General features: G+C 62.3%; 18 protein-coding genes. 6 read left to right on the top strand and 12 right to left on the bottom strand.

What is annotated here, in order from left to right:
- On the top strand, positions 1–319 hold a 319-nt coding region (locus BMX61_RS21270), incomplete at its 5' end, for a transposase (protein ID WP_139198954.1).
- Between the two features lie 12 nt (positions 320–331).
- On the opposite strand, the gene BMX61_RS21265 is transcribed toward BMX61_RS21270, so the two are convergent.
- The 6 genes from BMX61_RS21265 to BMX61_RS21240 all read right to left on the bottom strand — a co-directional run bounded on the left by BMX61_RS21265 (position 332) and on the right by BMX61_RS21240 (position 10,878).
- Positions 332–646, bottom strand: a complete 315-nt coding sequence (locus BMX61_RS21265) for a hypothetical protein (protein WP_075625586.1) — start codon at positions 644–646, stop codon at positions 332–334.
- 60 nt (positions 647–706) lie between these two features.
- Positions 707–2,920, bottom strand: coding sequence for a 1,4-alpha-glucan branching protein GlgB (glgB, locus tag BMX61_RS21260; RefSeq protein WP_075625585.1), 2,214 nt, complete (start codon positions 2,918–2,920; stop codon positions 707–709).
- Positions 2,917–6,216, bottom strand: coding sequence for a maltose alpha-D-glucosyltransferase (gene treS, locus BMX61_RS21255; protein WP_075625584.1), 3,300 nt, complete (start codon positions 6,214–6,216; stop codon positions 2,917–2,919). The genes glgB and treS overlap by 4 nt, the downstream gene beginning before the upstream one ends.
- A gap of 3 nt (positions 6,217–6,219) precedes the next feature.
- Complete coding sequence (locus tag BMX61_RS21250) at positions 6,220–9,444, bottom strand: alpha-1,4-glucan--maltose-1-phosphate maltosyltransferase (protein WP_075625583.1); 3,225 nt, start codon at positions 9,442–9,444, stop codon at positions 6,220–6,222.
- Between the two features lie 169 nt (positions 9,445–9,613).
- On the bottom strand, positions 9,614–10,513 hold the full coding sequence (locus tag BMX61_RS21245; protein ID WP_075625582.1) for a hypothetical protein: 900 nt from the start codon (positions 10,511–10,513) through the stop codon (positions 9,614–9,616).
- 224 nt (positions 10,514–10,737) lie between these two features.
- A complete protein-coding gene (locus BMX61_RS21240; RefSeq protein WP_170854995.1) occupies positions 10,738–10,878 on the bottom strand; it encodes a DUF2256 domain-containing protein in 141 nt (46 codons plus the stop codon).
- Between the two features lie 637 nt (positions 10,879–11,515).
- Between BMX61_RS21240 and BMX61_RS21235 the strand changes: the two genes are divergently transcribed.
- Complete coding sequence (locus tag BMX61_RS21235) at positions 11,516–13,282, top strand: putative bifunctional diguanylate cyclase/phosphodiesterase (RefSeq protein ID WP_083639194.1); 1,767 nt, start codon at positions 11,516–11,518, stop codon at positions 13,280–13,282.
- Between the two features lie 67 nt (positions 13,283–13,349).
- Here BMX61_RS21235 and BMX61_RS21230 read toward each other — a convergent pair whose 3' ends face one another.
- From BMX61_RS21230 to BMX61_RS21220, 3 genes are all read right to left on the bottom strand, one after another.
- Entirely contained in the window at positions 13,350–14,612 is a 1,263-nt protein-coding gene (locus BMX61_RS21230) for a glycerate kinase type-2 family protein (RefSeq protein ID WP_075625581.1), read from the bottom strand.
- Positions 14,609–14,923, bottom strand: a complete 315-nt coding sequence (locus tag BMX61_RS21225; RefSeq protein WP_075625580.1) for a Dabb family protein — start codon at positions 14,921–14,923, stop codon at positions 14,609–14,611. Before BMX61_RS21225 ends, BMX61_RS21230 begins: the two co-directional genes overlap by 4 nt.
- Before the next feature lie 299 nt (positions 14,924–15,222).
- Positions 15,223–16,986 (bottom strand): methyl-accepting chemotaxis protein, encoded by a 1,764-nt coding sequence (locus BMX61_RS21220; protein ID WP_407703812.1) that lies wholly within the window; start codon positions 16,984–16,986, stop codon positions 15,223–15,225.
- 524 nt (positions 16,987–17,510) lie between these two features.
- Here BMX61_RS21220 and BMX61_RS21215 point away from each other — a divergent pair.
- The 4 genes from BMX61_RS21215 to BMX61_RS21200 all read left to right on the top strand — a co-directional run bounded on the left by BMX61_RS21215 (position 17,511) and on the right by BMX61_RS21200 (position 21,731).
- Positions 17,511–18,389: an MBL fold metallo-hydrolase gene (locus BMX61_RS21215; RefSeq protein ID WP_075625578.1), complete on the top strand. Its 879-nt coding sequence runs from the start codon at positions 17,511–17,513 to the stop codon at positions 18,387–18,389.
- A 374-nt stretch (positions 18,390–18,763) separates the two neighbouring features.
- Positions 18,764–19,066, top strand: a complete 303-nt coding sequence (locus BMX61_RS21210) for an ArsR/SmtB family transcription factor (RefSeq protein WP_170854993.1) — start codon at positions 18,764–18,766, stop codon at positions 19,064–19,066.
- Positions 19,067–19,303: 237 nt separating this feature from the next.
- Positions 19,304–20,110, top strand: a complete 807-nt coding sequence (locus BMX61_RS21205) for a GNAT family N-acetyltransferase (protein ID WP_075625595.1) — start codon at positions 19,304–19,306, stop codon at positions 20,108–20,110.
- A gap of 295 nt (positions 20,111–20,405) precedes the next feature.
- Positions 20,406–21,731, top strand: a complete 1,326-nt coding sequence (locus BMX61_RS21200; RefSeq protein ID WP_075625576.1) for an NAD(P)/FAD-dependent oxidoreductase — start codon at positions 20,406–20,408, stop codon at positions 21,729–21,731.
- 61 nt (positions 21,732–21,792) lie between these two features.
- On the opposite strand, the gene BMX61_RS21195 is transcribed toward BMX61_RS21200, so the two are convergent.
- The 3 genes from BMX61_RS21195 to BMX61_RS21185 are packed head-to-tail and all read right to left on the bottom strand — an operon-like array spanning position 21,793 to position 23,296.
- Positions 21,793–22,242 carry a periplasmic heavy metal sensor gene (locus BMX61_RS21195; protein WP_075625575.1) on the bottom strand — a complete coding sequence of 150 codons (450 nt, stop codon included), beginning with the start codon at positions 22,240–22,242 and terminating at the stop codon, positions 21,793–21,795.
- Positions 22,239–22,760, bottom strand: coding sequence for a hypothetical protein (locus BMX61_RS21190; RefSeq protein ID WP_083639191.1), 522 nt, complete (start codon positions 22,758–22,760; stop codon positions 22,239–22,241). The genes BMX61_RS21195 and BMX61_RS21190 overlap by 4 nt, the downstream gene beginning before the upstream one ends.
- Complete coding sequence (locus BMX61_RS21185) at positions 22,757–23,296, bottom strand: RNA polymerase sigma factor (RefSeq protein ID WP_075625574.1); 540 nt, start codon at positions 23,294–23,296, stop codon at positions 22,757–22,759. Before BMX61_RS21185 ends, BMX61_RS21190 begins: the two co-directional genes overlap by 4 nt.
- Positions 23,297–23,614: the final 318 nt, after the last annotated feature.

Here is a 23,614-nt window from a genome sequence, read left to right as displayed (position 1 = left end):
CGAAACCTGGATCGAGACACAGCTTGTGCCGACACTGTCGCCCGGCGATGTCGTCATTCTCGACAATGTCGGTTTCCACAAAAGTGAACGAGCAGAACAGTTGGTCAAGGCCAAGGGAGCGTGGCTGCTCTTCCTGCCGCCCTATTCGCCGGACCTGAACCCCATCGAAATGGCGTTCTCAAAGCTCAAGGCGCTCTTACGAAAGCGAGCCGCCAGAAGCTTCGACGCGCTTGCCCAAGCCCTCGGTGACATCATCAGCCTCTTCTCCGTCACCGAATGCCGAAACTTCTTCAAAGCCGCAGGATATGAGGCTGAATAAATGCGACATGCTTTAGGACGAACTTACATCCCGCGCGCCGGCATCCCGGAAGGCTGCCTGCGCCTTCTCCATGTCGTCGAGCGCGAGATCGACCGAGACCTTCAGTTTGCCTTCCAAAGCCGCGTCGGTCCGTGTGCCTTCCCCCTCCCGGTTCAACATGTCGCCGCCGGACGGCGCCGTGCCGGCCGTGTTGTCCGCGCCGTCTGCCTCGACGAATACATCACTGCGATCAATGCCATATTGCTGCACGAGATGTTCGATCGCGCGGTCAGCCGCTTCTCTGGTGTCGAACGTGGCATAGAGGGTTTTCTCATTTTCGCCGGGCATCTGTCGTCTCCTGTTGAAGGGGAAGGAACGAACCGCATCCTTGCAGGTTCCCGACCTCAGTTACCGAGCATCATGCAGGAACATCACCGTTGACAGAGCGGGAAGGTCAACGGCGACAGAAGCGGGGCGTCCATGCGCTTCGATATCCTCTGCCGTGACGTCGCCGACATGGGAGTTGGCGCCGCCATAAACGTCGGCATCCGTATTAAGGATCGCCTTCCATGTACCGCCAAAGGGAACGCCGATCCGATATCCGAAGCGCGGCACGGGGGTGAAGTTCGAGACGATGAGCGCTGTTACGCGACGCTCGCTGTCATAGCGCAGCATGCCGATCACCGAGTTGGCGGCATCATCCACAACAGCCCATTCAAAGCCTTCGGGATGGACATCGCCGAACTGGAGAGCGGGATGATGGACATAGATGAGGTTGAGATCGCGCACCAGCCGCTGCAAGCCGCCATGGCCCGGATCGTCGATCAGGTCCCAATGCACCGATGCATCATGGTTCCATTCGCTGGTCTGGCCGATCTCGCAGCCCATGAACAAAAGCTTCTTGCCGGGGTGGCCCCACATGAAGCCGAAATAGGCGCGGAGATTGGCACGTTTCTGCCAAGCATCCCCCGGCATTTTCGCCAGAAGCGATCCCTTTCCGTGCACCACCTCGTCATGGGAAAGCGGCAGCATGAACCGTTCGGTATAGGCGTAGACCATGCTGAAGGTCATGGAGCCATGGTGGTATTTCCGGTAGGCGGGATCCTCCTCCATGTAATGGAGGCTGTCATGCATCCATCCCATGTTCCATTTGTAGTCGAAACCGAGCCCCCCCTCTTCCGGCGGCTTGGTCACGCCAGGAAATGCCGTCGACTCCTCGGCGACAGTGAAGGCGTGCGGGCAGCGGTCATGGATGATGCTGTTGAGATGCTTGAAGAACTCGATGGCCTCAAGGTTCTCCCGACCGCCATATTGGTTGGGGATCCACTCGCCGGCCGCCCGGCTGTAGTCGCGGTAGAGCATCGAGGCAACGGCATCGACCCGCAGCCCGTCGACATGGTAGTGCTCTAGCCATTCGAGCGCGCTGGCAATCAGAAAGCCTTTCACCTCGTTGCGGCCCAGGTTGTAGATCAGCGTGTTCCAGTCCTTGTGGAAGCCTTCGCGCGGGTCCTCGTGCTCATAGAGCGCCGTGCCATCGAAGCGGGCCATGCCCCAGATATCCGTGGGAAAGTGCGCAGGCACCCAGTCGAGAATGACGCCGATGCCGTTGCTGTGACACCGATCGACGAAATAGGCGAAATCCTCAGGCGTGCCGTAACGCCCCGTCGGTGCAAAAAGGCCAAGCGGCTGGTAGCCCCACGAGCCGCCAAAGGGATGCTCCATGATCGGCATCAGCTCTATGTGCGTAAACCCCATCTCGCGGACATAGGGGATCAGCCGCTGCGACAGCTCGATCCAGTCCAGCGAGCGGTTGCCATCCTTGAGATTGCGCAGCCAGGAGCCGACATGCACCTCGTAAACGGAGATGGGTCCATCATCCCGCTTGGCCTCGCGCTGCCGCCGCATCCAGTCCTCATCATGCCAGCGATGCGGCGCAGCGGAGGCGATGATCGAGGCCGTCGACGGCGCGGCTTCCGCCGAGCGCGCCACCGGATCGGCCTTTTGCGGCAGGATGTTTCCGTGCCGATCCACGATCTCGTATTTGTATCGATCCCCGGGCGTCAGGCGCGGAATGAACAGTTCCCAGACACCTGCCGGCTGGCGCAGGCGCATGGGATGGCGACGCCCGTCCCATGCGTTAAAGTCGCCGGTCACCGAGACCCTCTGCGCATTCGGCGCCCAGACGGCAAAGCGCACGCCTTCGACCCCATCGACGGTGGTCGGGACGGCGGCAAGCGCCTGGGTCAAGTTGTAATGGGTGCCCTGGCTGATGAGATGCAGATCGAGATCGCCAAGCTGAGCGCCGAAGCCATAGGGATCTTCCGTCCGTTGCACGGCGTCCGGCCAAGTGATCTGCAGCAGATAGCGCGCGCTCTCCGGCAGGGTCGCTTCGAAGAGCCCGGCAGGATGCAGAAGCCTGGCAACCGCGAGCTCCGCTCGGCTGCCTCGATCCAGGATCGAGACACCGACCGCACCCGGCAGAAAGGCGCGCACCAGCATCTCTCCGTCCGGTCCGCGATGCGGCCCGAGGATAGAAAACGGATCTCCATGCCGGCCTTCGACCAGCGCCAGGATTGCGTCCGGGGCCACGCCGCCCGTCATGAGATTGGCATCCATGATCAACTGTCCTCGCCCAACAGGTGTGTGACAATCGCCGTCATGCCGGCCAGCGGGATCGGCAGCCACTTCGGCCTGTTTCGGGCCTCATAGGCGATTTCGTAAGCGGCCTTTTCGAGCAGGAACATGTTCAGCAGGTTGCGGATGTCGGCATCCTCGGACGGCAGATCCGCGCAGGCGCTCGTGGCCTGCTTGTAGGCGTCCAGGAACGCGGTTTCCGCCTGGCTGGAAAATTCCTGGATGACGGCAAGTCTGCGGCCGCTGTCATGCTCCGTCGATGCGTCCGTATCCAACTCTGCCGTTGCCGCGAGATAGCTCAGCGAACGCAGCAGGCCGGCGACGTCGCGCATGGGGCTGGTTTTTGCGCGCCGTTCGGCGAGATTACGGGCCGGCTCGCCTTCGAAGTCGATCAGCACCGCGTCACCTTCTGAAACCAGGATCTGGCCCAGATGGAAATCGCCATGGGCCCTGGTCAGCAGCGTGCCCTCCGCCTTGGCAGCAAGCTGCTGCGCGCAGGCCATGATCTCGGCGCGGCGTGCGAGCAGGGGCTCGGCTGCCGCCAGGACTTCGGCATCAATATCGTTACCCAGTTCCTCCAGCTTCGAAAAAGCGTAATTGACCTCACCGATGACCAGGCGCCGTAGCGTCTCGACATGATCCGCATTGGCCGGAATGGGACGGAAGGCCTCGTCCTCGGTCGAGCCGGCGAGCACAACATGCATTTCGCCCAGACGCTTGCCGATCGTGGCGACGAAGTTCAAAAGCGGCTGAAGCTGTTCTCCCGCCTCGTCGATCGGCGCATTGGTCAGCGAGATCTCATCGGCCACACGGCGCAGATTGGCCAGCATCCAGTTCCAGGCATCGCCCTGGTTACGAATGGCACCCTGCACGAGAATGAGCGTTGAGCGCTGGCCGGCAGCGTCGGTGCGCGTCACCTCACCGAGGAGCGGCGCGGTGTTCTGGTAACCCGCATCCGTGAGATAACGCGTCATTTCCGCTTCCGGATGAATGCCGACGAAGATATGGCGGATGAGCTTGATCATGGCGAGATCGCCGACGATCAACGAGCTGTTGGACTGCTCCGCCGAAAGCCATCGGATTGGCATGTCGTCACCAAGTGCAAGACCGTCCAGAGCCTCGGTTCCGAGAAACTCGGTGGTGCCGTTTCGATCCGTGATGACGGAACGATGGCAAAGTCCCTGCAGCACACCCCGCGCCAAGGCTTCCACGGCAAAGCCATCGGTGAGGAGCCCGACCCGCTTGCCCTGCCGGAGACGCGCCAAGGCGAGCTGCTGCGCCAGCACATTGGGCGATCCGCCTTCCCACTCCACCGCCAGCGGCAGCTGATAGGTTTCGGTGTAGGCAGGCAGAACGGCCTCCAGTTCGCCGAGCACCACCCCCTCGGCGAACGGCAACGGTGTGGCCGAGACGAGCCGCGCGGATTGCAATGCCTGGTCCTTGGCGCCAAACCAGCGGCGCTTGGAAAGATAGGCAGGCAGAAGTTCATTGCTGAGAACCCGCATATGCGGTGCCTCGTCGGCCAGCTCCGTCAAGGACCGCCGCACCACCAGCGTGATCAGATCGTCCAGCTGCTCGGGCGGCGCAGCGCGCCAGGACGGTCCCTGGGCATCGGCCGCCAGGTTGAACCAGTAGAAGCCATAGGCCGGCAACGTCAGCAGATAGGTCAGCTGGCCGATCGGCGGAAAGGGCGACATCCCGGTGAGTTCGACCGGCACGCGTCCCTCGAATTCGGAGAGATCGAGTTCCACGGCCTGCGGCACGCGGGAGAGATTGACGACACAAAGCAGGACATCGTCCCCGTCTTCGCGCAAATAGGCCAGGATGCGCCGGTTGCTCGGCGCCAGCAACCGCAGAGTGCCGCGGCCGAAAGCGCGATACCGCCCGCGCAACGCCAGCATTCTGCGCGTCCAGTTGAGCAGCGAATGCGCATCTGCAGCCTGGGCTTCCGCATTCACCGCTTCGTAGCCATAGATCGGGTCGGCAATCGGCGGCAGGACCAGACGGGCGGGATCGGCTTTCGAGAAACCGCCATTGCGGTCCGGCGACCATTGCATCGGCGTGCGCACGCCGTCCCGGTCGCCGAGATAGATATTGTCGCCCATGCCGATTTCGTCGCCGTAATAGAGCACCGGCGTGCCCGGCATGGAGAGAAGCAGCGCATTCATCAGTTCGATCCGGCGCCGGTCGCGCTCCATCAGTGGCGCCAGCCGGCGGCGGATGCCGAGATTGATGCGTGCTCGCTTGTCGGCCGCGTAGGTGCTCCAGAGGTAGTCGCGCTCCTCGTCCGTCACCATTTCCAGCGTCAGCTCGTCATGATTGCGCAGAAAGATCGCCCACTGGCAATTGTCGGGAATGGCAGGCGTCTGGCGCAGGATGTCGGTGATCGGAAAACGATCTTCCTTGGCAATGGCCATATACATACGCGGCATCAGCGGGAAGTGAAACGCCATGTGGCACTCGTCACCGTCGCCGAAATATTCACGCGTATCCTCCGGCCATTGATTGGCCTCGGCCAAAAGCATGACGCCGGGATGTGTTTCCTCCAGTGCGACACGGATGCGCTTCAGGATGGCATGGGTTTCCGGCAGGTTCTCGTTGTTCGTGCCCTCGCGTTCCACGAGATAGGGAATGGCGTCCAGGCGGAAGCCATCGATGCCGGTTTCCAGCCACAGCCGCATGACCTGCAGCAACTCCTCCATCACAGCGGGATTGTCGAAATTCAGGTCCGGCTGGTGCGCATAGAAGCGATGCCAGTAATAGGCGCCGGCCACCGGATCGAAGCTCCAGTTCGATTTTTCCGTATCGAGGAAGATGATGCGGGTTTCGGGGAATTTCTGGTCGGTGTCCGACCAGACGTAGAAATCACGCTCCGGGCTGCCGGCTGGTGACTGGCGCGCCCGCTGAAACCAGGGGTGCTGGTCGGAGGTGTGGTTGATGACCAGCTCGATGATGACCCGGAGATTGCGGGCATGCGCTTCCTGGACGAATTTGCGGAAGTCGTCCATCGTCCCGTAGTCGGGGCTGACATTGTTGTAGTCGGCGATGTCATAGCCATCGTCGCGGCGCGGAGACGGGAAGAAGGGCAGCACCCAGATCGCGGTGACGCCGAGCGCGGCAATATGGTCGAGCTTCTGGTAGAGACCTTCGAAGTCACCGATGCCATCCCCATTCGCATCGAAAAACGACTTGATATGCAGCTGATAGATGATCGCATCCTTGTACCACAGCAGGTCTGCTGTTTCGGTGGTGGCGTCGGGACTAAGCGTGGTGGTCGTGTCCATTTGTTAAACCTCCCCGGCGCGCACGCGCCAGATTGCGAAAGGCAACTGCGCAGGGTCGAGCCTGATCTTCTGCCACTTCCCATTGAAACTGAATTTGTTGCCGCCAATCAGGTCCTCAAGCGCGAGCCTGCCGCCATCGTCCATGCCGAAATGCCAGAGCGGAATTTCGATGTCGCTCTCCTGCACCGCACTGGGATCGAGGTTGATGGCAATCAGCAGCACATTGTGCCGCCCGGCGCTCGCCTTCTCGAAGAACAGGACGTTGCCGTTCGATGCATTGAGCAAGGTCAGGCCAAGATGGGACTGCAGCGCCGGGTTCTGACGACGGATGCGGTTCAGCATCGCGATTTCGGCCTTGATGTTGCCGGGCCGGTCATAGTCCCAGGCGCGGATCTCGTATTTCTCGCTGTCGGCATATTCCTTGCGCTTGGCGTCCGGCCGCCCCTCGCACAGTTCGAAGCCGTTATAGACGCCCCATAGACCCGACAGCGTCGCGGCCAAGGCGGCGCGGATCAGAAAGGCCGGCCGTGGCGCGTTCTGGAGGAAGTCGGGATTGATATCGTGGGTGTTGACGAAGAAGTGCGGCCGGAAGAACTCGCGCGGCTCCTTCTGCGTCAGCTCCAGCATATATTGCTCCAGCTCCCACTTGCTGTTGCGCCAGGTGAAGTACGTGTAGGACTGGGAGAAGCCGACCTTTGCCAGACGATACATGACCTTTGGTCGGGTAAAGGCCTCCGAGAGGAACACCGCTTCCGGGTGGCGCGCCCTGATATCACGGATGAGCCACTCCCAGAATGGCAGCGGCTTGGTGTGCGGATTGTCGACGCGAAACAGGAACACGCCCTGCTCGATCCACATCTCGACAATATCCCGAAGCTCGATCCACAAGTCCGGCACCGCATCGGCGGCATAGAAATCGACGTTTACGATGTCCTCATATTTCTTCGGCGGGTTTTCGGCGTAGCGAATGGTGCCGTCCGGGCGCCAGTCGAACCAACCCGGATGCTGCGTCAGCCAGGGATGATCGGGTGAGGCCTGGATGGCGAGATCGAGTGCGATCTCCAGCCCCTCCTCCGCTGCCGTCTTCACCAGCCGGCGAAAATCCTCGAAAGTGCCGAGTTCAGGATGGATGGCATCATGCCCGCCGGCTTCCGAGCCGATGGCATAGGGGCTGCCGGGATCGTTCGGCCCGGCGATCAGGCTGTTGTTGCGCCCCTTGCGGTTGGTGCGCCCGATCGGGTGGATTGGCGGGAAATAGAGCACGTCGAAGCCCATCTCCCGAATGGCGGGAAGTCGGGCAATCACATCGTCGAAGGTGCCGTGCCGGTTCGGATCGCCGCTCTGCGAGCGGGGAAATATCTGATACCAGCTAGCAAATGCCGCATGCCGGCGTTCCGCATCGACAGGATAGGGCGCTGAGCGAACGCGGAAGGGGCGCCGGTCGGCCAAATCCATGAGCCGGGAGGCTCGTGCCGACAACAAAAGCTCGATCCGGCGCCGTTCGTCGAGGCTGCGAAGTTCGGTGAGCAAAGCGGCAAGCTCGTCCCTGGCCACTGGCTCCATGCCTGGCGCAGGATCGGCAACCGCGCGCTCGACCAGCGCCTCGCCTTCCATCAATTCCAGGCGAAGATCCAGCCGCGCTTCGTGCTTCTTGCCGAGCTCATAGCGATAGATGGCGAACGGGTTTTTCCAGGCTTCGACCGCGAAGAGATAGCGCCCATTGCGGTCGAGCGGAAAGCTGGTGCGCCAGCGATCGTTCTCCACAAGCACCATACGGGTCTCGCGCCAGCTCTCCTCATCCTCCGCGCGGAAGAAGACGGCGGCAGCAAGAGCATCATGCCCATCGGCAAAGATGTCGGCTTCGACGGTGACGATATCTCCGACCACCCGCTTGACGGGGAAGCGGCCGTCATCGACCTGTGGAGCGATCTTTTCGATGGCAATCCTCGGCGTCGCCGCCGCTTCGGCTGCCGAGATTTCAGCACCGCTTGCCAGGATCGATGGTGCCCGGATCGTGTCCAGCCTCCTGATCTCGCCGGGCAAGAGCTTTGCCCAGACAGCATCCTCGACAGGAAGGAAGGGCGCGGCGATTTCGCGCAACGCATGGCGCGGCAGCGCTGCCGCCCGCCGGAGGTCCCGGTTGACGACGACAAGCTCCATGCTGTGCGCGAGGCGCAGATCCGCCGCATCGCTCTTTGTGACGATGGTCAGAGGACCATTGGAATCAATGCCGATGCTGGGGGGCGATGCGCCGGCTTCGATGCGTGCCAGAGCGGCATTCGCAGCGCGAATCTCGCTTGAGAGATCGAAGGCGCCGCCATCACGCAGGGCACGAAGCCCGCCACCATCGCCGTAGGTCGGATCCAGCGGCAGGCTCGCGCCGAACTCGAAGCCCATGGGCACCAGAACCCCGCCGCCAAGCGAGGCGGCCAGTGTCAAGGCACGGATCGAGCGGCGCTCCAGGACGTCCCGTCCATCCACGCCATGCGCCAGCCGCCTTGCATAAGGTGCCTCCGGAGCATGAATCTGCAGCCCGAACGCCTGCTGCAGCAGAAACTCTTCTCGAAACCAATCTTCCTTCAGATCCCACCAGGCGAAAGAGGAAAAGCAGCCGGAAAACTCCAGCTCTGACAATTTGCGCCGGAGCGCGAAGTCCGTACCCGGCGTGAAGGCAAAGAAGTCGGCCGCGTCCACCCCGGCGCTCGAACCGGTCATCAGGCTCGCCCAGATGTCAGGCGGCACGAGATCGAGGCCAAGGCAGCGAAAGCCACTGACTCCGGCCGACAGGAAACGTTCGATCCGCTCGCGCCACGCCGCTAGCTGCCTATCCGACGCCTCGGCATCCAGTGTCTGCCATGCCCTGCCCGCATCGGTCGGTCCCGCGCGCGGGTCGAGTGCCGGCGGGCGATCTTGAGACCGCGCGGGATGGATCGCCAGATCCAGCATGAAAGCCAGATCACGCCCCTTTGCCTCGGTGACAAGCGCGGCAACGGCGTCATCGATGGAGGGGTCCAGCTTCAAGGCAGGATCGGTACGATCCAGATCGGCCGCCTCGAAGACGCTGTTGCTCGCTCCCCGCTGAAAGAGCGGAGCCGACAGCACCGCGCTGAAGCCGAGGCCGGCGGCATGATCGAAAACAGCCTTCCAGTCGGACGCACCGCTCAGAAGCAGAGGATTAACATAATATATGCGGGGCAAGTTGGACGCAGGGGTGTTCGTGCGGCTCATGCGGTTCCCCGTTTACCCTTGAGGTCGGCGCTTACGCGTGGCGTCAGGTGCCGGTGTTGCCTCCCGTCAGCTCGACGGGCTCGCGACCGATAACCGTCGGACAGCTATGTGGTTCCCCTCGGGGACCCCCGGATTCTCGCCTTGATGGCATTGAAATCTGCGATGAGGCCTAATTGGGTTGTGCCGCGCTGGGAGGTTCATCTGTCAGTTCTGCCTTGGCGCGACGCTCGCGCGCCTTGGCCGTTCGACGTGCGCTGCGCAGCTCTTCAAGCGTTGGCTGCCACCAGCCACGAAGGCGATCCAGCGCGGAGGGGTCGATTTTTGCCGGCCATGTATGGACCAGTTCGTCCAGCGTCGGCGCTCGCCAGCCAGCCCAGACATGCTCCTCATCGGCCGCGGGATAATGCTCGGCCACTTCAGAGGGATCGACCAGTTCGCCGGTGATCTCCGTGATGACGACGATGCCATAGACCGATGTCGCGAGTGGACGATCTAGCGGCGGAAGGGCAAGGCTCGGCACAGGCAAGCGGCGCCGCCTGCGCTCCGACGAACGACGTCTGGCCTTCGCTTCGTCCTCCGTGCCCTTGCGCGCCTCGGCCCGCTTTCGGCGCTCGTCGGGCTCGTTGCGTTTGGCCGCTGCCTCGATTGCCTCCCACCGATGCTGAAGCTCATCATAGGATGCAAACGGAACCTCCCACGCCTTCTCCTCGCTGTTCCAGCGCGCGAAGGGCACTTGGCGGAGCGCATCGACCACGGTGCGTGAATAGGGCGTGCGGATGATGAACCCGCGATCGCTCACCTGCAGATAGGGGCTGAGGATAGGCTCCCACGCATAGGCATCACGGCCCTTTTCTTCCTCGAAGGGCCGTCGCCGTCCGGCCTCCTCCGCCAGCCAGCGGTCGATACGTCGACGCGCCGTCTTGCCGGGAACCTGCCATGCGTTCAGGCGGTCGCTCCAGCGGGCCTGGGGAAATTGTTCGCGAAAGCGCGCGACCGTCATCCGGTCAAACGGGAAGGACACGGTCTCCGCTGGAGCATCATCCTTCGGCTCGGATCGATCATCGCTCATCTGGGTAAAACGATGCAGGCGTCTGCATGGTTTCCTACGCTGGCGGGCGTCCCATTCGAAAAGGTGAGTGCCGGGCCGTCCGCCGGAGGATGGGCGTGTTCAAGGATCGAGCTTTACAATCGGGCCTGACGGATAAGCGGCAGTCCAAAGCGCCTTGACGACGTGCGTGAACACGACCAGCAACGCGAAAAGCCGGCGTCGCTCGTCTCAGAAGCATAATCCGCTCATTTGCCCGATCGGCAGCGCTGTGAACAATATTTCACATTCTCCCAGTCCTTCTTCCATTTCAACCGCCACGAAAAAGGCCGCCCGCAACGTGGGCAGATCTTCGTCGGCAGCTCACTTTTCGGCACGCTCTTCGGCATTGTAAACCTATGGTTATAAGCGGCTGGTCGTCCAAGCATCGGCGGTGGACGCAAGCTCCAGACAACGTCATTCTCCGCGCGTTTGTTTCCGTTTTGCTTGTCCGTCACGGCGATCGTGAGCAACGTCTGTCGAGTGGCCCGGCTCAGCTCTTAGAAATGTTCATCGCTCAAGAGGGAGATCAGTTTCGTGAGGCAAGGCATGCTCTGCCGCTGTCACATTTTGAGATTGACGCCGTCTTTTATATGAATACCATCTAATAATGGAAGTGGTGTTGTGTCGGCTGTGATTTGCGCTTTGGGGAGATATCAAGCGCTCGATTGCTGGCGGGCGCGGCTGGGCCTGCAGGCTCATGTGCCTGATCTTTGAATGGAGGAGCCTCCTTGATCGGGACTGTTATTCTCGAAACGGGCAACCGGAGCGGGGACGGCACGGACAGAATCATATCGCGAAGCTGCTTTAGCGTCCCGGATGCGCTCCTGTGTCGCGAGCGTACCCGTGCTTAGGCCTCCCGACCTGCCGACACATGACGCGCTCGCCATCGCAGAGGAAGGCGGCGCTATATTGCATTTTGATGCTGGTTCTTAAGTCGGTTGAAAGGCGATCTCGCCTATTCCTAAGACGAAGGCGGTGAAGCGAATGATGGACCTGGAACAAAAGCGGCTACATGCGCTGAGGAGCCTGAACCTTCTCGACACGGCTGAAAGCGAAAGCTTCGACCGCATCACGCGCATGGCAAGCCAGATCTTCCAGCTTCCAATCGCCGCGATCTCTCTCACCGATCATGATCGGCAGTGGTTCAAGTCCAAGGTCGGTGTGGAGCATGATCGCATCCCGCGGGAAAAGGCCCCCTGCGCCGAGGTTACCGACTCGCGCGATCTGCTGATCATCGAGGATTTCGCAGAGGACAGCTTTTATTGCGACAGCGTGCTGGGCTTGAGCGGCGTCCGATTTTATGCCGGTGCGCCCCTGGTGACGCGGGCCGGCCACTGCCTGGGCGCACTCTGCGTGCTAGGCCCGGAACCGCGCAGCGCCACAGCGGCCGAAATCGCCGCACTCAAGGATCTGTCCTCGCTCGTCATGTCGCAGATCGAACTGGAACACGCCTTTGGGCGTGTGGACCCGACCAGCGGCCTGCCAAACAGGCTGCAATTCACCGATGACCTGACCGATCTCGCTCGCCAACGGCCTGAGGAGGAGCGTGTGCTGGTGGCGCTGGATCTCGCCCAGCCAGACCAGTTGGAACGTCTGTCGGCGGTGATCGGCCCATCCGCCTCTGACGATCTGGTGCAGGAGGCCGCGCGCTCTTTGACGGCGTTTCTCGGACCGGCTATCCGGGTTTACCACGTGTCGCCGGCCCAGTTCGTCTATCTTGCACCGGCGGGGGCAAAGACCTCGACCTATCAGCCCGAACTGCTTCGTCTTCTTCAGAACGAACTCGTCAGCGCCGAGCTGCACTATGCCATCACGCCCGTTGGCGTCACCACCGCCTTCAAGCCCGGCCTATCCTTGCCGGCCGATTGCCTGCGGTCGCTATCGAGCGCCGTGCGTGAAACACGCGCCAGCGAGCGCCCGATCGGCACCTATTCGAACAGCCACGATATCGATTATCAGCGCAAGTTTCGGCTCCTGAACGACTTCTCCGCGGCCCTCAGCGCCTCCGACCAGTTGCGCATCGTTCTCCAGCCGCGCCTCGACCTGCATAGCCAGGAACTGCTTTCGGCCGAGGTGCTCTTGCGCTGGCGTCACCCGGAGCTTGGCGACATCTCCCCTGCTGAATTCGTACCGATCGTGGAAAACAGCGCGCTTGCTTGGCCGATGACGCAATGGGTGCTGACGACAGCGCTCGACCTCCTGAAAACATGGAAGGCTGCGGGAAAGAAGATCAAGCTGTCCGTCAATTTTTCAGCCAGCAACCTCAAAGGCGATATTGTCGACTCGGTGCTCGTGGCGCTCGCGGTACGCGGACTCGACTATAGCGACCTGGAAATCGAGCTGACGGAAAGCACGCTGATGCAGAACAGCACCCAGGTGCTGGAAAAACTCGACCGGCTGGTCGGCAGTGGCGTGGCGCTTGCGATCGACGATTTCGGCACGGGCTATAGCAGCCTCTCCTACCTGCAGCGCCTGCCGGTCAGCGTCGTCAAGATCGATCGATCCTTCATCATGGCGCTGCGGGACGGCGCGCGGGAACGCACGCTGGTTCAGTCGATGATCAAGCTCTCCCATGAAATGGGCTATCGCGTCGTGGCCGAAGGCATCGAAACGGGCGAAGCCGCGGACATGCTGCGCGCCATGGGATGCGACGAAGGCCAAGGCTACTACTATGCTCGTCCGCTTGAGATCGGCGACTTCGAGAGGATGACGCGGTCTTCGGCCCTAACCAACGTAGATGTCGCCGTCTGACGACATGCGGCAGTGCGCCCTGCATGCGCCGGACCCATCGGACCGAATAGGCTTTTGATCCGGTGGTCTAGCCGATCAGAAACGCGCGGAAGTCGTTGACATTCGTCCCCGTCGGGCCAGGCGTGAAGAGATCGCCCGCGAGCGAGAAAGCCGACCAGGCGTCGTGACGCGCCAAAAGCGCGCGCGGATCGCCACCGGCGGCGCGGATGCGGGCGGCCGTGGCGCCATCGCAAAAAGCACCGGCATTCTCCTCTGTCCCGTCAATGCCATCCGTATCGGCAGACAGCGCGGTGATGCGGTCGACGCCATCGAGATCGAGCGCGGCCGCCAGCAGAAACTCTGTATTGCGCCCACCCTTGCCGATCCGCTCCGCGTCAAGCGTCACCGTGGTTTCACCGCCGGAAAGCAGGACCGCCGGCTGCGCCGGGCCTGTGCCATACACCGCAAATTCCCGCGCGAGCGCCGCATGCATCCGCCCGATCTCGCGCGCCTCCCCCTCGATGGCATCGGACAGGATCAGCGGCGTCAGCCCCGACTGGCGCGCGGCCTGCCCCGCCGCATCGAGGGAAACGCGGGCAGAGGCGATGATGTGCACCTCGTTGCCGGCGAAAGCGGGATCGGCCGGCTTGGGCGCGACGGCGTTGCGGATGGCATCGATGACGGCGGCGCCAAGTGGCAGGCGGTAGTTTTCGACGACGGCAATCGCCTCGCGCGCGGTCGTCTCGTCCGGCACGGTCGGGCCGGAGGCGACGAAGGCGGCATGATCGCCAGGCACATCGGACACAATCAGCGTGACCACGCGCGCCGGCGCCGCCAGCGCTGCGAGGCGACCACCCTTGATGCGCGAGAAATGCTTGCGCACCACATTCATGGCCGAAATCGGTGCGCCGGATGCAAGCAGAGCCTTGTTGAGGGCAATTTCGTCAGCGAGCGTGAGACCGATCGGCGGTGCGGGCAGCAGCGCCGAGCCGCCGCCCGAAATCAGCGCGACGACCAGATCGTCCTCGTTCAAGCCGCGCACATGGTTCATCAGCGCTTCCGCCGCCAAAAGACCGGCGCGGTCCGGCACAGGATGCGCCGCCTGGAGAATGCGCGTGCGTCGGCATTCGGCCACGGGTCCATAGCGGGCCACGGCGAGCCCATCCAGCGGGCCATCCCACGCGGCCTCAAAGGCTGCGGCCATCTGGCTCGCGGCCTTGCCGGCCGCCACCAGCACGGTGCGCCCCTTGGGGCGCTGCGGAAGATGGCGCGCAATTGCGACATGCGGATCAGCAGCCTCGATGGCCGCGTGAAACAGCGATGTGAGAAGCGCGCGCGGCGCGCCAATCATCCGGCAATCTCGAGATCATAGACGAAAACGCCGTCGACGCCGCCGGCAGCCGCGACGATGCGGCTGCCGGCAGCCTGATGACCTTCGTCCACCAGATAGCGGTCGCGTGCCGCCGCGTCGGCGAAGTCGACGATGAAGCCATCGGCAAAGCCCTTGTCCATCCCGGTTTCGGGGCTGACATTGGCCCCAATATGCACGGCGAGCATGCCCTCGATCTTCGGCATCAGCGCCGTGATGTCGGCGTGGATGGACGCCTTTTCCGCGCTGGAGATCGTGGGTCGATAGCGGATGAAGACGCAATGGCGGATCATGTCGGCAAATCTCCTGAGGGCGTCTTGCGCCCGGTCACGTCGTGAGAAGGGAGCGGCAGACAGATGCCCGACTCACTTCCGCAGGGACCATGTGGCGGTCTCAACAGCTGTTGCAAGAGCCAAGGCGTGATCAAGCCAGAAATCACGGTCATCCCAGCCAGGAAGCCGCCTCGATGACGTCAAGCCATGTCGAAGTCGGTTGGGCCGCGTTCGGTAAGAAACATGCACGTCGATCAACAACGGAAAGAAGCCCGATCGCTCGGGCTTCGTTCACGTTTTGCCTTGATAGGACTAGGCGATCAGAACTCTTCCCAGTCGTCCTGCTTCAACGCCGCATTGCCGTGGGTTGCAGCGCGCGGCGCGGGCCGAGCGGCTGGCCGAGGAGAGGTGGCAGGCCGGGCCGGCGCCGCTGCACGGGGCGCCGGCGTTCGTGCCGGTTGCGCGGGTGAGCGGCCGCGCGAAGCAGGGTCCTCGTAGCGCTGGGCGGTAGCACCGTCGAGCTGGAACTGACAGATCAGTTGGCGAAGACGTTCGCTCTCCTGGGCAAGTGTCGCGCTGGCGGCATTGGTCTCTTCCACCATCGCCGCGTTCTGCTGGGTCACCTGGTCCATCTGGTTGACGGCGGAGTTGACCTCACCCAATCCCGTCGCCTGTTCACGCGACGAGTTGGCGATGGCTTGCATATGTTCGTTGACCGAGACGATGTTCTCCTGGATCATCTTCAGCGCTTCGCCGGTCTCGCTGACGAGCTTGACGCCGTTTCGCACTTCGTCGGACGAATTGCGGATGAGCTCCTTGATCTCCTTCGCCGCCTGTGCGGAGCGCTGCGCCAGTTCGCGCACTTCCTGGGCAACGACGGCGAAGCCCTTGCCGGCCTCGCCTGCGCGGGCTGCCTCGACACCGGCATTCAGCGCCAGAAGGTTGGTCTGGAACGCGATTTCGTCGATCACGCCGATAATGTTGGAGATCTGCTGGGAAGACGTCTCGATCCGCGCCATGGCGTTGACGGCGTCGGAAACGATCTGGCCGGAACGGCGCGCGCTGCTGTCGGCTTCCTGCGACGCATTGCGGGCCTCTTCGGCGCGCTTGGACGAATTCGACACATTGGCCGTGATCTCATCCAGCGCAGCGGCAGTCTCTTCCAGCGCAGCGGCCTGCTGCTCGGTGCGCTTGGACAAATCCTGCGCGCCATGGCTGATTTCACGCACGTTGTTGTCGATCTGGCCGGTAGCGTGGGCAACCGACGACAGCGTCTGGCCGAGCTGACGAACGGCATTGTTCATGTTGTTGCGCAAGCTTTCGAAATCGGCCGCGAAGGGCTGGTCGAGCTTCACCGTCAGGTCGCCATTCGCCAACTGCGACAGCGCATCGCCGATGGTGCGGACCGCGTGAACGCGTTCGCTCACATCCATCGCGAATTTCACGACCTTGATCACCCGACCCTTCTCGTCACAAATCGGGTTGTAGGACGCGTTGATGACGACCATCTTGCTGTTTTTGCCATAGCGGGTGAATTCCGCCGCCTGGAAGCGCCCGGCCCGCAGCTCTTCCCAGAATTTCTGATAGTCCGGGCTGCTGGCATAGGTCTGGTCCACCAGCATGCTGTGGTGGCGGCCCTTGATTTCTTCCAGACGATAACCCAGAACATCGAGGAAATTCTGGTTGGCGCCAATGATCTCACCGGTTGGCGAGAATTCGATGATGGCCTGAACGCGGCTGATCGCTTCCATCTGGTTGCGATAGTCGAGGTTTTGAAGCCGATCGCGGGCATTGGCCCATTCGACGACGAAGCCCGTGGTCTTGCCGTTCTTCTTCAGCGGCGTGACGATCAGGTCGAAGGCACGCTGGCCGACATGGATGGTGGTTCGGTGCTGCGTCTGCAGCGCGGCCAGCATATTGCGCTGATGCGATGGGTTCTTGTGAAAGATATCGATATTGGCGCCAATGAGCGCGTTGCTGTCGAACCGCGGCAACTCCTTCTTCAGCTCGCCATCCGCTTCGCGCATCAGCTGTTTAGCGGCGGCGTTCATGTAGCGAATATTGAGATCGACATCCGCGATCATGATATTTGCAGTAATGACCTCGAGGGACTCGAGCTGGGCTCGGCCAATCTGGGATAAACCAAACAACGGATGGCTCCTTATAGCCTGGAATTTTTGCTTTTTGGGGCCACCCTCTTGTGCGCTGCTTGTCCTTCCTCACCAACAGGAAAGAGAAACCAAGAACTTACGGATTGTCCCTTGAGGTCGACAATAAATTTGCGCAATTGATAAAGTGTTACTCAATGTGTCTCGGAACTGGTGAGCGCTGGGTCTTGACGGATTCCTACCTTTATGAGCGAACGCAAAACTGCGTGCACCGCCCAAGTGCGCTGCTTATTGATGATTGTGATTTCCTGCTGAAATGCTTCGAAGCACGGGGAAACTGCAAAGGACAACGCTTGCGATAGGACATTGGCTGCACCTGCAGACCTCGCGTGCCAATCGAGTTCCGAATTTCGACGCGCATCGAGAAGATGATGCTGGTGCACGACAGGTGCGTCCGAACAGCCTGTTAAGACCGTCTTGCTCCAACCGAAGGCCGCCACATGACGCCTATTGTCGAACTTGCCACCTATCCAGGCCTAGACCCGCGTTTGGTCATCCTGCGTGCGGGCGAAGAGGTGGATGCGGTTTTGGTGCGGACTGAACGGTTCGATCTTCTGGTCGATACGTTGGGCACGCCCGAGGCATGTCGCGCTGCGCTGGATCTCATTGCCGCGCATTTTGGCGATGAGGCGCTTCGGCCCCTGATCACCATAAACTCACACATGGACTGGGACCATGTCTGGGGCAATGCGGCAGTGACGGGGCGCGGACCGATCATCGCCCATGCGGCCGCACTCTCGCGTTTTCACGATCCGGCGATGCAGGCGGTGCTGCAGCAAAAGCAGGCGGAAGAAGCCCGTTTTGCCACTGTGAAACTGGTCGCGCCCGACATTAGTTTTTCCGGCACCCTGCGTCTCGATGGCGGCGACCTCACCTTCGAACTGATCCACACACCGGGCCATACGCCCGATCATCTGGTCGTCTGGATTCCGGAGTTGCGCATCTGCCTGGCGGTCGATGCGGTCGAGTGGCCTATTCCGGAAGTCTGGAGCCAAAACGCGAGCGACCTTGCGGCAATCCGCGCTTCCTTCGAGCGCATCCGCGCGCTCGATGCCGCCTTCGTCATCACAGCTCACGGGCGCAGCCATGCGCCGGCCCTGGTGGACGCCAATCTGCGCTATTTCGATGCGCTTTCAGACCGCGTGGCGAAGGCCAACCTCTCGAGGCTGGCCGAACCACATATGGACGAAGCGTCAGATTTCGCCTTGAAGGATTTTGTTGCCCTACCCCAGGAGATGGATAGCGCCACGCGCTCTTTCTACGAGGGCTGCCACCGGACCAATCTCGGCGCAACGATCAAGGCAAGGCTCGATGCCTGACTGAGATAACGGGACTGAGGATGGGATGGCGTCGCCAATTTGGCCGTCTAGGGCTTTTTTTACACGCTTCACAAGAACATGAGAGACCCAGAACAGGCACATGAGCTTGCGCCGGCGAAAGGCTACGTGTCGAGAACACCTCGGCGACACGCATTTTTGCCCGATTTTCGGTCCAAAAAGCTTAGCATCAGTTGCCTATTCATTCTTGAGGCCGCGAGGCAGGCTCACCCACAGCGACGCAGAAAAATAATTTAGATGTACCTAAATTATTACTTTTACGTGAATTGAATTATCCTAATTCAGACTTCATTTTATTAACTGGATTTATTATAGACCTCTTCAATATTCACGAGGAGGCGATTCGGATGTTGAATATGGCGAAGATCGAAAATATCGAGGATCAGAAGACGGCGATCCTAGAGGTGCTCTCACATCCCGGACGCCTGAAAATGATGACGCTTCTCGATGGCTCCCGCAGCGTCAACCAGATTGCCGAACTGCTCGACATGAGCCAGTCGTACTGCTCGCAGGTTCTGGCGAAGATGGTGGAATATAATCTCGTCACCCACCGCAAGCATAAGCTCGAGGCTTTCTATACCATCGCGCCCGAGCATCAGAAAGCAATCGAAACCGTTATCGAGATCGCACGCGCCTATGCAAGGGCAGAAATCGATTAAGACATCCCGATCTCAACTGCGCACCCCATCCGGGACTGTCTTGTCCTTGCAGCGTTAGGCGTCGTAAAAGCACCTCTAAGCGCCCGTAAAGTGTTATGTCTGCTGTGTCATATTTGGCAGATGGTCCGAAAGATGGATGCGCCTACCCTCTCTATGGCGCATGTTCAGCCGCTGGCAGGCCATCGCGCGTGCCAATCTTCCAAAAGCGGCGATCGAGAGGTGTTCGTGCAGGCAGAGATGGGCAGTGAGAGCGTGCTCGTGGATTTCGGCGCGGAGCATCTGGACAGCGCCGTTGCGCTGTCGCGCCAGGTGCAATGGCCGCACCGGCACGAGGACTGGAAGATGGCGCTGGACCGAGCGGGCCACGTGGTTGGCACAGTGCTGATGACGCCTTATGCGGCCGATGTCGCCACGATCAGCATGGTGATCGTTGACGAGGCGATGCGTGGCCAGGGCCTCGGCCGCAGGCTGATGGAGCGGGCACTCGCACTCGCTGGCACCCGCGCCGTGCGGCTGGTGGCGACGGCAGACGGCCTGCCGCTTTATGAGAAGCTTGGGTTTCGCGCCACAGGCACGGTGATGCAGCATCAGGGCGTTGCTTTAGGGTGTGCCGCGCCGGAGACTGTGTCGGCGGCGCAGAATAATGATCTCGACGCGATCGTGGCGCTGGATCGGGCCGCCTCGCGCGCCGATCGCTCAGCTTTGCTCGCCCATCTCGGCCGGGTCGGCCGCTTTGCCGTCATCAAAGGCACGTCCGGCGTAGAAGCCTATGCGGCGTTGCGCAGCTTTGGCCGGGGCGAGGTCATCGGCCCTGTGATTTCAAAAGATGCGGAGCGGGCAACGCGGCTGATCGCCGCCTTCATGGCGGATCGCGCCGGGCAGTTTCTGCGTGTCGACACCACCGCTGCTGCCGGGTTGTCCGACTGGCTCATCGCGCACGGACTCGCAAAGGTCGGAGGTGGTATCGCCATGCGCCGGTCGGACGAGGTCGAGCCGTCAGCGCCCTATCGGATCTTCGCTCTTGCCAGCCAGGCGCTGGGATGAGACCGGAAGGCGACATTGACCTCGTGCGCGGCCTATGAGTTCGCATTCAGTGCCGCCTTTTATGCTCAACAGCCAGCATGTGCTGGACAGCGCGCGGCGATTCAGAGGTCGTTGAACGTCCACCGAGAAATCACTGAGAACGTCCTTTCCCGTGAAGCGCGCTGACCGGCGTAGTCCATATCAGACGATCATGTTACAGCTCTTCACACTCCATCCCGCGCGTCCTGCGGTCGCCCGCACAGTAGGCTGCTGGCGGGCTTGAAATGCTGCGCATATTCCGTCGGAGACAATGCCTATGCCCGCGCCGCTTGTCAGTCTTGCCTCGACGCCCGATCTGCCGACCGAGGCAGACGCCGTCGTGATCGGCGGCGGCATTATCGGCTGTTTTGCGGCCTATTATCTCGCGCAGCGCGGCCTGAAAGTGGCACTCGTCGAGAAGGGCAGGATCGGCGCGGAGCAATCCAGCCGCAATTGGGGCTGGTGCCGCCAGCAAAATCGCGATGCCCGCGAGCTGCCGATCGCCAGGCTGAGCCTTGATCTCTGGGAGCGCTTTGCCGAGGACAGTGGGGAAGAGACCGGCTTTCGCCGCTGCGGCCTGCTCTATCTGAGCGACCGCGACGAGGAGCTTGAGCGCTGGGCGCGCTGGGGCGATTTCGCGAAAGCACAGGGCGTGACGACCCATATGCTGACCAGCAACGAGGCAAGCACGCGTGGGCATGCAACAGGCCGGCGCTGGAAGGGCGGTGTCTTCTCGCCGAGCGACGGCACCGCTGATCCGTCGCGTGCCGCGCCCGCCGTCGCCCGCGCGCTTCTGGCGCTGGGTGGCAGCGTGCATCAAGGGTGCGCAGCCCGGGGGCTGGAGCGCTCCGCCGGCCGCGTGAGCGCCGTCATCACCGAGAAAGGGACGATCCGCACGCCCATAGCCATTCTTGCCGCCGGCGCCTGGGCATCGTCCTTCTGCCATCAGCTCGGCATCCGCTTTCCCCAGGCTTCGATCCGCTCATCGATCCTGTCGGTAACATCGGTGTCCGGCGACTTGCCTGATGCGTTGCATACCACGGGTGTCTCCGTCACACGGCGCGGTGATGGCGGCTTTACGCTGGCCATCAGCGGACGGGCGCGTGTCGACATCACGCCGCAGATGCTTGGCTTCGCGCGCCAATTCCTGCCGATGTTCGCCAAGCGCTGGCGGGTCTTGCGGCCCGGCGGGCTGACAGGCTGGCGCGCTGGCCATGAAACGCGCAGGCTCTGGCGGCTCGACCGGCCAACACCGATGGAGCGTATGCGCATCCTCGACCCGAAGCCCGACCGCGCGAGCATCGACCTCACAGTCGCCCGGGCAAAAACCCTGCTGCCGGCGCTGAAGGACGCCCGCCTTGCTTCGGCCTGGGGCGCCTATATCGACAGCACGCCGGATGGCGTTCCCGGCATCGGCGAAATCACCGGCTTGCCCGGCTTCATCCTGGCCGCCGGCTTCTCCGGCCACGGCTTCGGCATCGGCCCCGGCGCTGGTCATGTGATTGCCGATCTCGCGACAGGCAGAGATCCCATCGTCGACGCGAGGCCCTGCCACCCCGATCGCTTCGGCCAATCCGCCAAGGGCAAGGTGGCGGACTTCTGACCGTGCCAGCCATCTTTTCCGCCGAGTTGACACAGGCCGGCGTTCCGGCCTCCATGCGCGCCTATCGCGCCGGCGGCCGCGGCGCTTCGCGGCGGATCAGGCCCTGTGCGAGGCGCTGGCGTTCCTCGAGCGACAGCGCCGCAACGAAATCGATGGCGCGGGCCTCCGTGGCAGCCCGCACGGCGAATTCCGCCTCCCGCGCGCGGGCAAGCGCGGCAGCAAGTCTGTCTCTGTCCAGCGTCTCCTGCCCCATCAGCGCCGCCGCCTCGATGCGCGCCTGTTGCCCTGCCAAGACCTGCGGACGCTCAGCCTTGCGCGCATCCGATAGCGCTTTTTGAAAATCGGCGCGGTTGGCTGCCGGCAGGTCCTCGCCTGCCAGTGGCAGACGGCCAACAGGCGCCGACGGCGTGCGCGTCACGTAAAACAGGCCCGCGCCCGCCAGGGCGCAGACCAGAAAGGTGTTGAGCACCAGCAGCCCCAGCACGAGACGGCGAAAGCCCTTGTCCGTCATTGCCTACCCTCCCCTGCCGGCATGAGGCCAGGCTTTTCCTCGCTCGACGCCACATCCGGCGACAGCCCGCCAAAGGCCGTCACGCCATCCTCTGCGATCAGGGCCGGCGCGGGAACGGCGATCATCACGGCGGCGGCGCCGGCAAGACCGCCAGCGAGACCGACGCCGAGAAGCCCGGCCCCGATGAGGACGCGGCGGAGTGCGCGGTGCCATGCTCCTCGCCGCGCGCCGCTCTTCAGGATCTGCATCTGCAGGGATGCCGAGGGACTGGCCACGGTGAAGCGGTCGAGCAGGCTGTCGATCTGCGCTGCCTCTTCCAGCACCGCTTTGCCGGCGGACGTTTGGGCGAAGGCCTCGGCGGCCGGGCGCAGGTCCTGCGGCCAATGGCCGATCTCCCCGCCATAAGCATCGGCCAGCGCGCGGAACCGTGCGTCGTCAAGGGTATGACCGGCCGCACGGGACGCAAGATCCCGCTGATGTTTCGCGCCTTCGGCGCCAGGCGTCACCGCGCGTGTCATTGGTCATCTCCCTTGAGTATCGCTGCCAGAGCCCGACGCCCGCGCGACAGCAGGCTTTCCAGCGCATCGACGCTGACATCCATGAGCTCGGCAGCCTGCCGGTTCGTCATGTCCTGATAATAAACGAGCACGATCGCCTCGCGCTGACGCGGTGCCAGCGCCTGGAGCGCGCGCTCGACCCGCCGCGCCGAGCATGCTTCGCTCAGCGCCTCATCGGGCCGCAAGGCAGGGTCGATGGCGTCAGGTGGTTCGGCCATCGGCTGCTCGCGCCGCCGGCGCAGACGATCATAGCAGAGGTTGAGCGCGATACGGTGAGCCCAGGTGTCCAGACGCGCCCGCTCGCCACGAAAAGAGCCTGCATGGCGCCAGATGCGCAGAAACGTTTCCTGCGCCACATCTTCCGCTTCTACACGATCGCCTAGCATGCGCACGGCCAAGGCCAGAAGACGCGGCAATTTGCGCGCCACCAACATCTGCATCGCCGCCGGCTCACCCGCCGCCACAGCTTGCATCAGCGCCGCATCCGGATCGTCCATTCTCTGTCCGCCAGGAAGAGCCGCCCGCAAGCAGCCAGATTTCAGGCCTGATACGCGCGGGCGCGCATCATCCGTCGCGGCGGGAGAAAAATATTTGCACGCAGTCCTGTCACACGGCAACACCACAGAACAACAAAAAAGGCCGGGGCGAAACCGCACCGACCTTCCTCATTCGCTGTCTATCCCCTGCCAGTACATCCGTGGTCAAAAGCCATCAGCGATATCGGCTCCGCGAGCTTCCGCGAATTTGAGTGGGACGCTCAACCAGCAGTGCCGATGGCTGAGGATATAAAGATTGATTGTGGTGGAAACAAGGCC

This window comes from Xaviernesmea oryzae (assembly GCF_900109605.1).
GTDB classification, from domain to species: Bacteria; Pseudomonadota; Alphaproteobacteria; order Rhizobiales; family Rhizobiaceae; genus Xaviernesmea; species Xaviernesmea oryzae.
This window is presented reverse-complemented; position numbering and strand designations above follow the sequence as displayed.

Bases quoted from the DNA above. Each gene is read 5' to 3' on its own strand.
- BMX61_RS21190 (WP_083639191.1), bottom strand. From the start codon at position 22,760: ATGACACGCGCGGTGACGCCTGGCGCCGAAGGCGCGAAACATCAGCGG.
- BMX61_RS21265 (WP_075625586.1), bottom strand. From the start codon at position 646: ATGCCCGGCGAAAATGAGAAAACCCTCTATGCCACGTTCGACACCAGA.
- BMX61_RS21250 (WP_075625583.1), bottom strand. From the start codon at position 9,444: ATGAGCCGCACGAACACCCCTGCGTCCAACTTGCCCCGCATATATTAT.
- BMX61_RS21225 (WP_075625580.1), bottom strand. From the start codon at position 14,923: ATGATCCGCCATTGCGTCTTCATCCGCTATCGACCCACGATCTCCAGC.
- BMX61_RS21200 (WP_075625576.1), top strand. From the start codon at position 20,406: ATGCCCGCGCCGCTTGTCAGTCTTGCCTCGACGCCCGATCTGCCGACC.
- BMX61_RS21220 (WP_407703812.1), bottom strand. From the start codon at position 16,986: ATGATCGCGGATGTCGATCTCAATATTCGCTACATGAACGCCGCCGCT.
- BMX61_RS21240 (WP_170854995.1), bottom strand. From the start codon at position 10,878: ATGCCGAAGAGCGTGCCGAAAAGTGAGCTGCCGACGAAGATCTGCCCA.
- BMX61_RS21245 (WP_075625582.1), bottom strand. From the start codon at position 10,513: ATGAGCGATGATCGATCCGAGCCGAAGGATGATGCTCCAGCGGAGACC.
- BMX61_RS21210 (WP_170854993.1), top strand. From the start codon at position 18,764: ATGGCGAAGATCGAAAATATCGAGGATCAGAAGACGGCGATCCTAGAG.
- BMX61_RS21235 (WP_083639194.1), top strand. From the start codon at position 11,516: ATGATGGACCTGGAACAAAAGCGGCTACATGCGCTGAGGAGCCTGAAC.
- BMX61_RS21230 (WP_075625581.1), bottom strand. From the start codon at position 14,612: ATGATTGGCGCGCCGCGCGCGCTTCTCACATCGCTGTTTCACGCGGCC.
- BMX61_RS21205 (WP_075625595.1), top strand. From the start codon at position 19,304: ATGGGCAGTGAGAGCGTGCTCGTGGATTTCGGCGCGGAGCATCTGGAC.
- treS (WP_075625584.1), bottom strand. From the start codon at position 6,216: ATGGACACGACCACCACGCTTAGTCCCGACGCCACCACCGAAACAGCA.
- BMX61_RS21215 (WP_075625578.1), top strand. From the start codon at position 17,511: ATGACGCCTATTGTCGAACTTGCCACCTATCCAGGCCTAGACCCGCGT.
- BMX61_RS21185 (WP_075625574.1), bottom strand. From the start codon at position 23,296: ATGGACGATCCGGATGCGGCGCTGATGCAAGCTGTGGCGGCGGGTGAG.
- BMX61_RS21195 (WP_075625575.1), bottom strand. From the start codon at position 22,242: ATGACGGACAAGGGCTTTCGCCGTCTCGTGCTGGGGCTGCTGGTGCTC.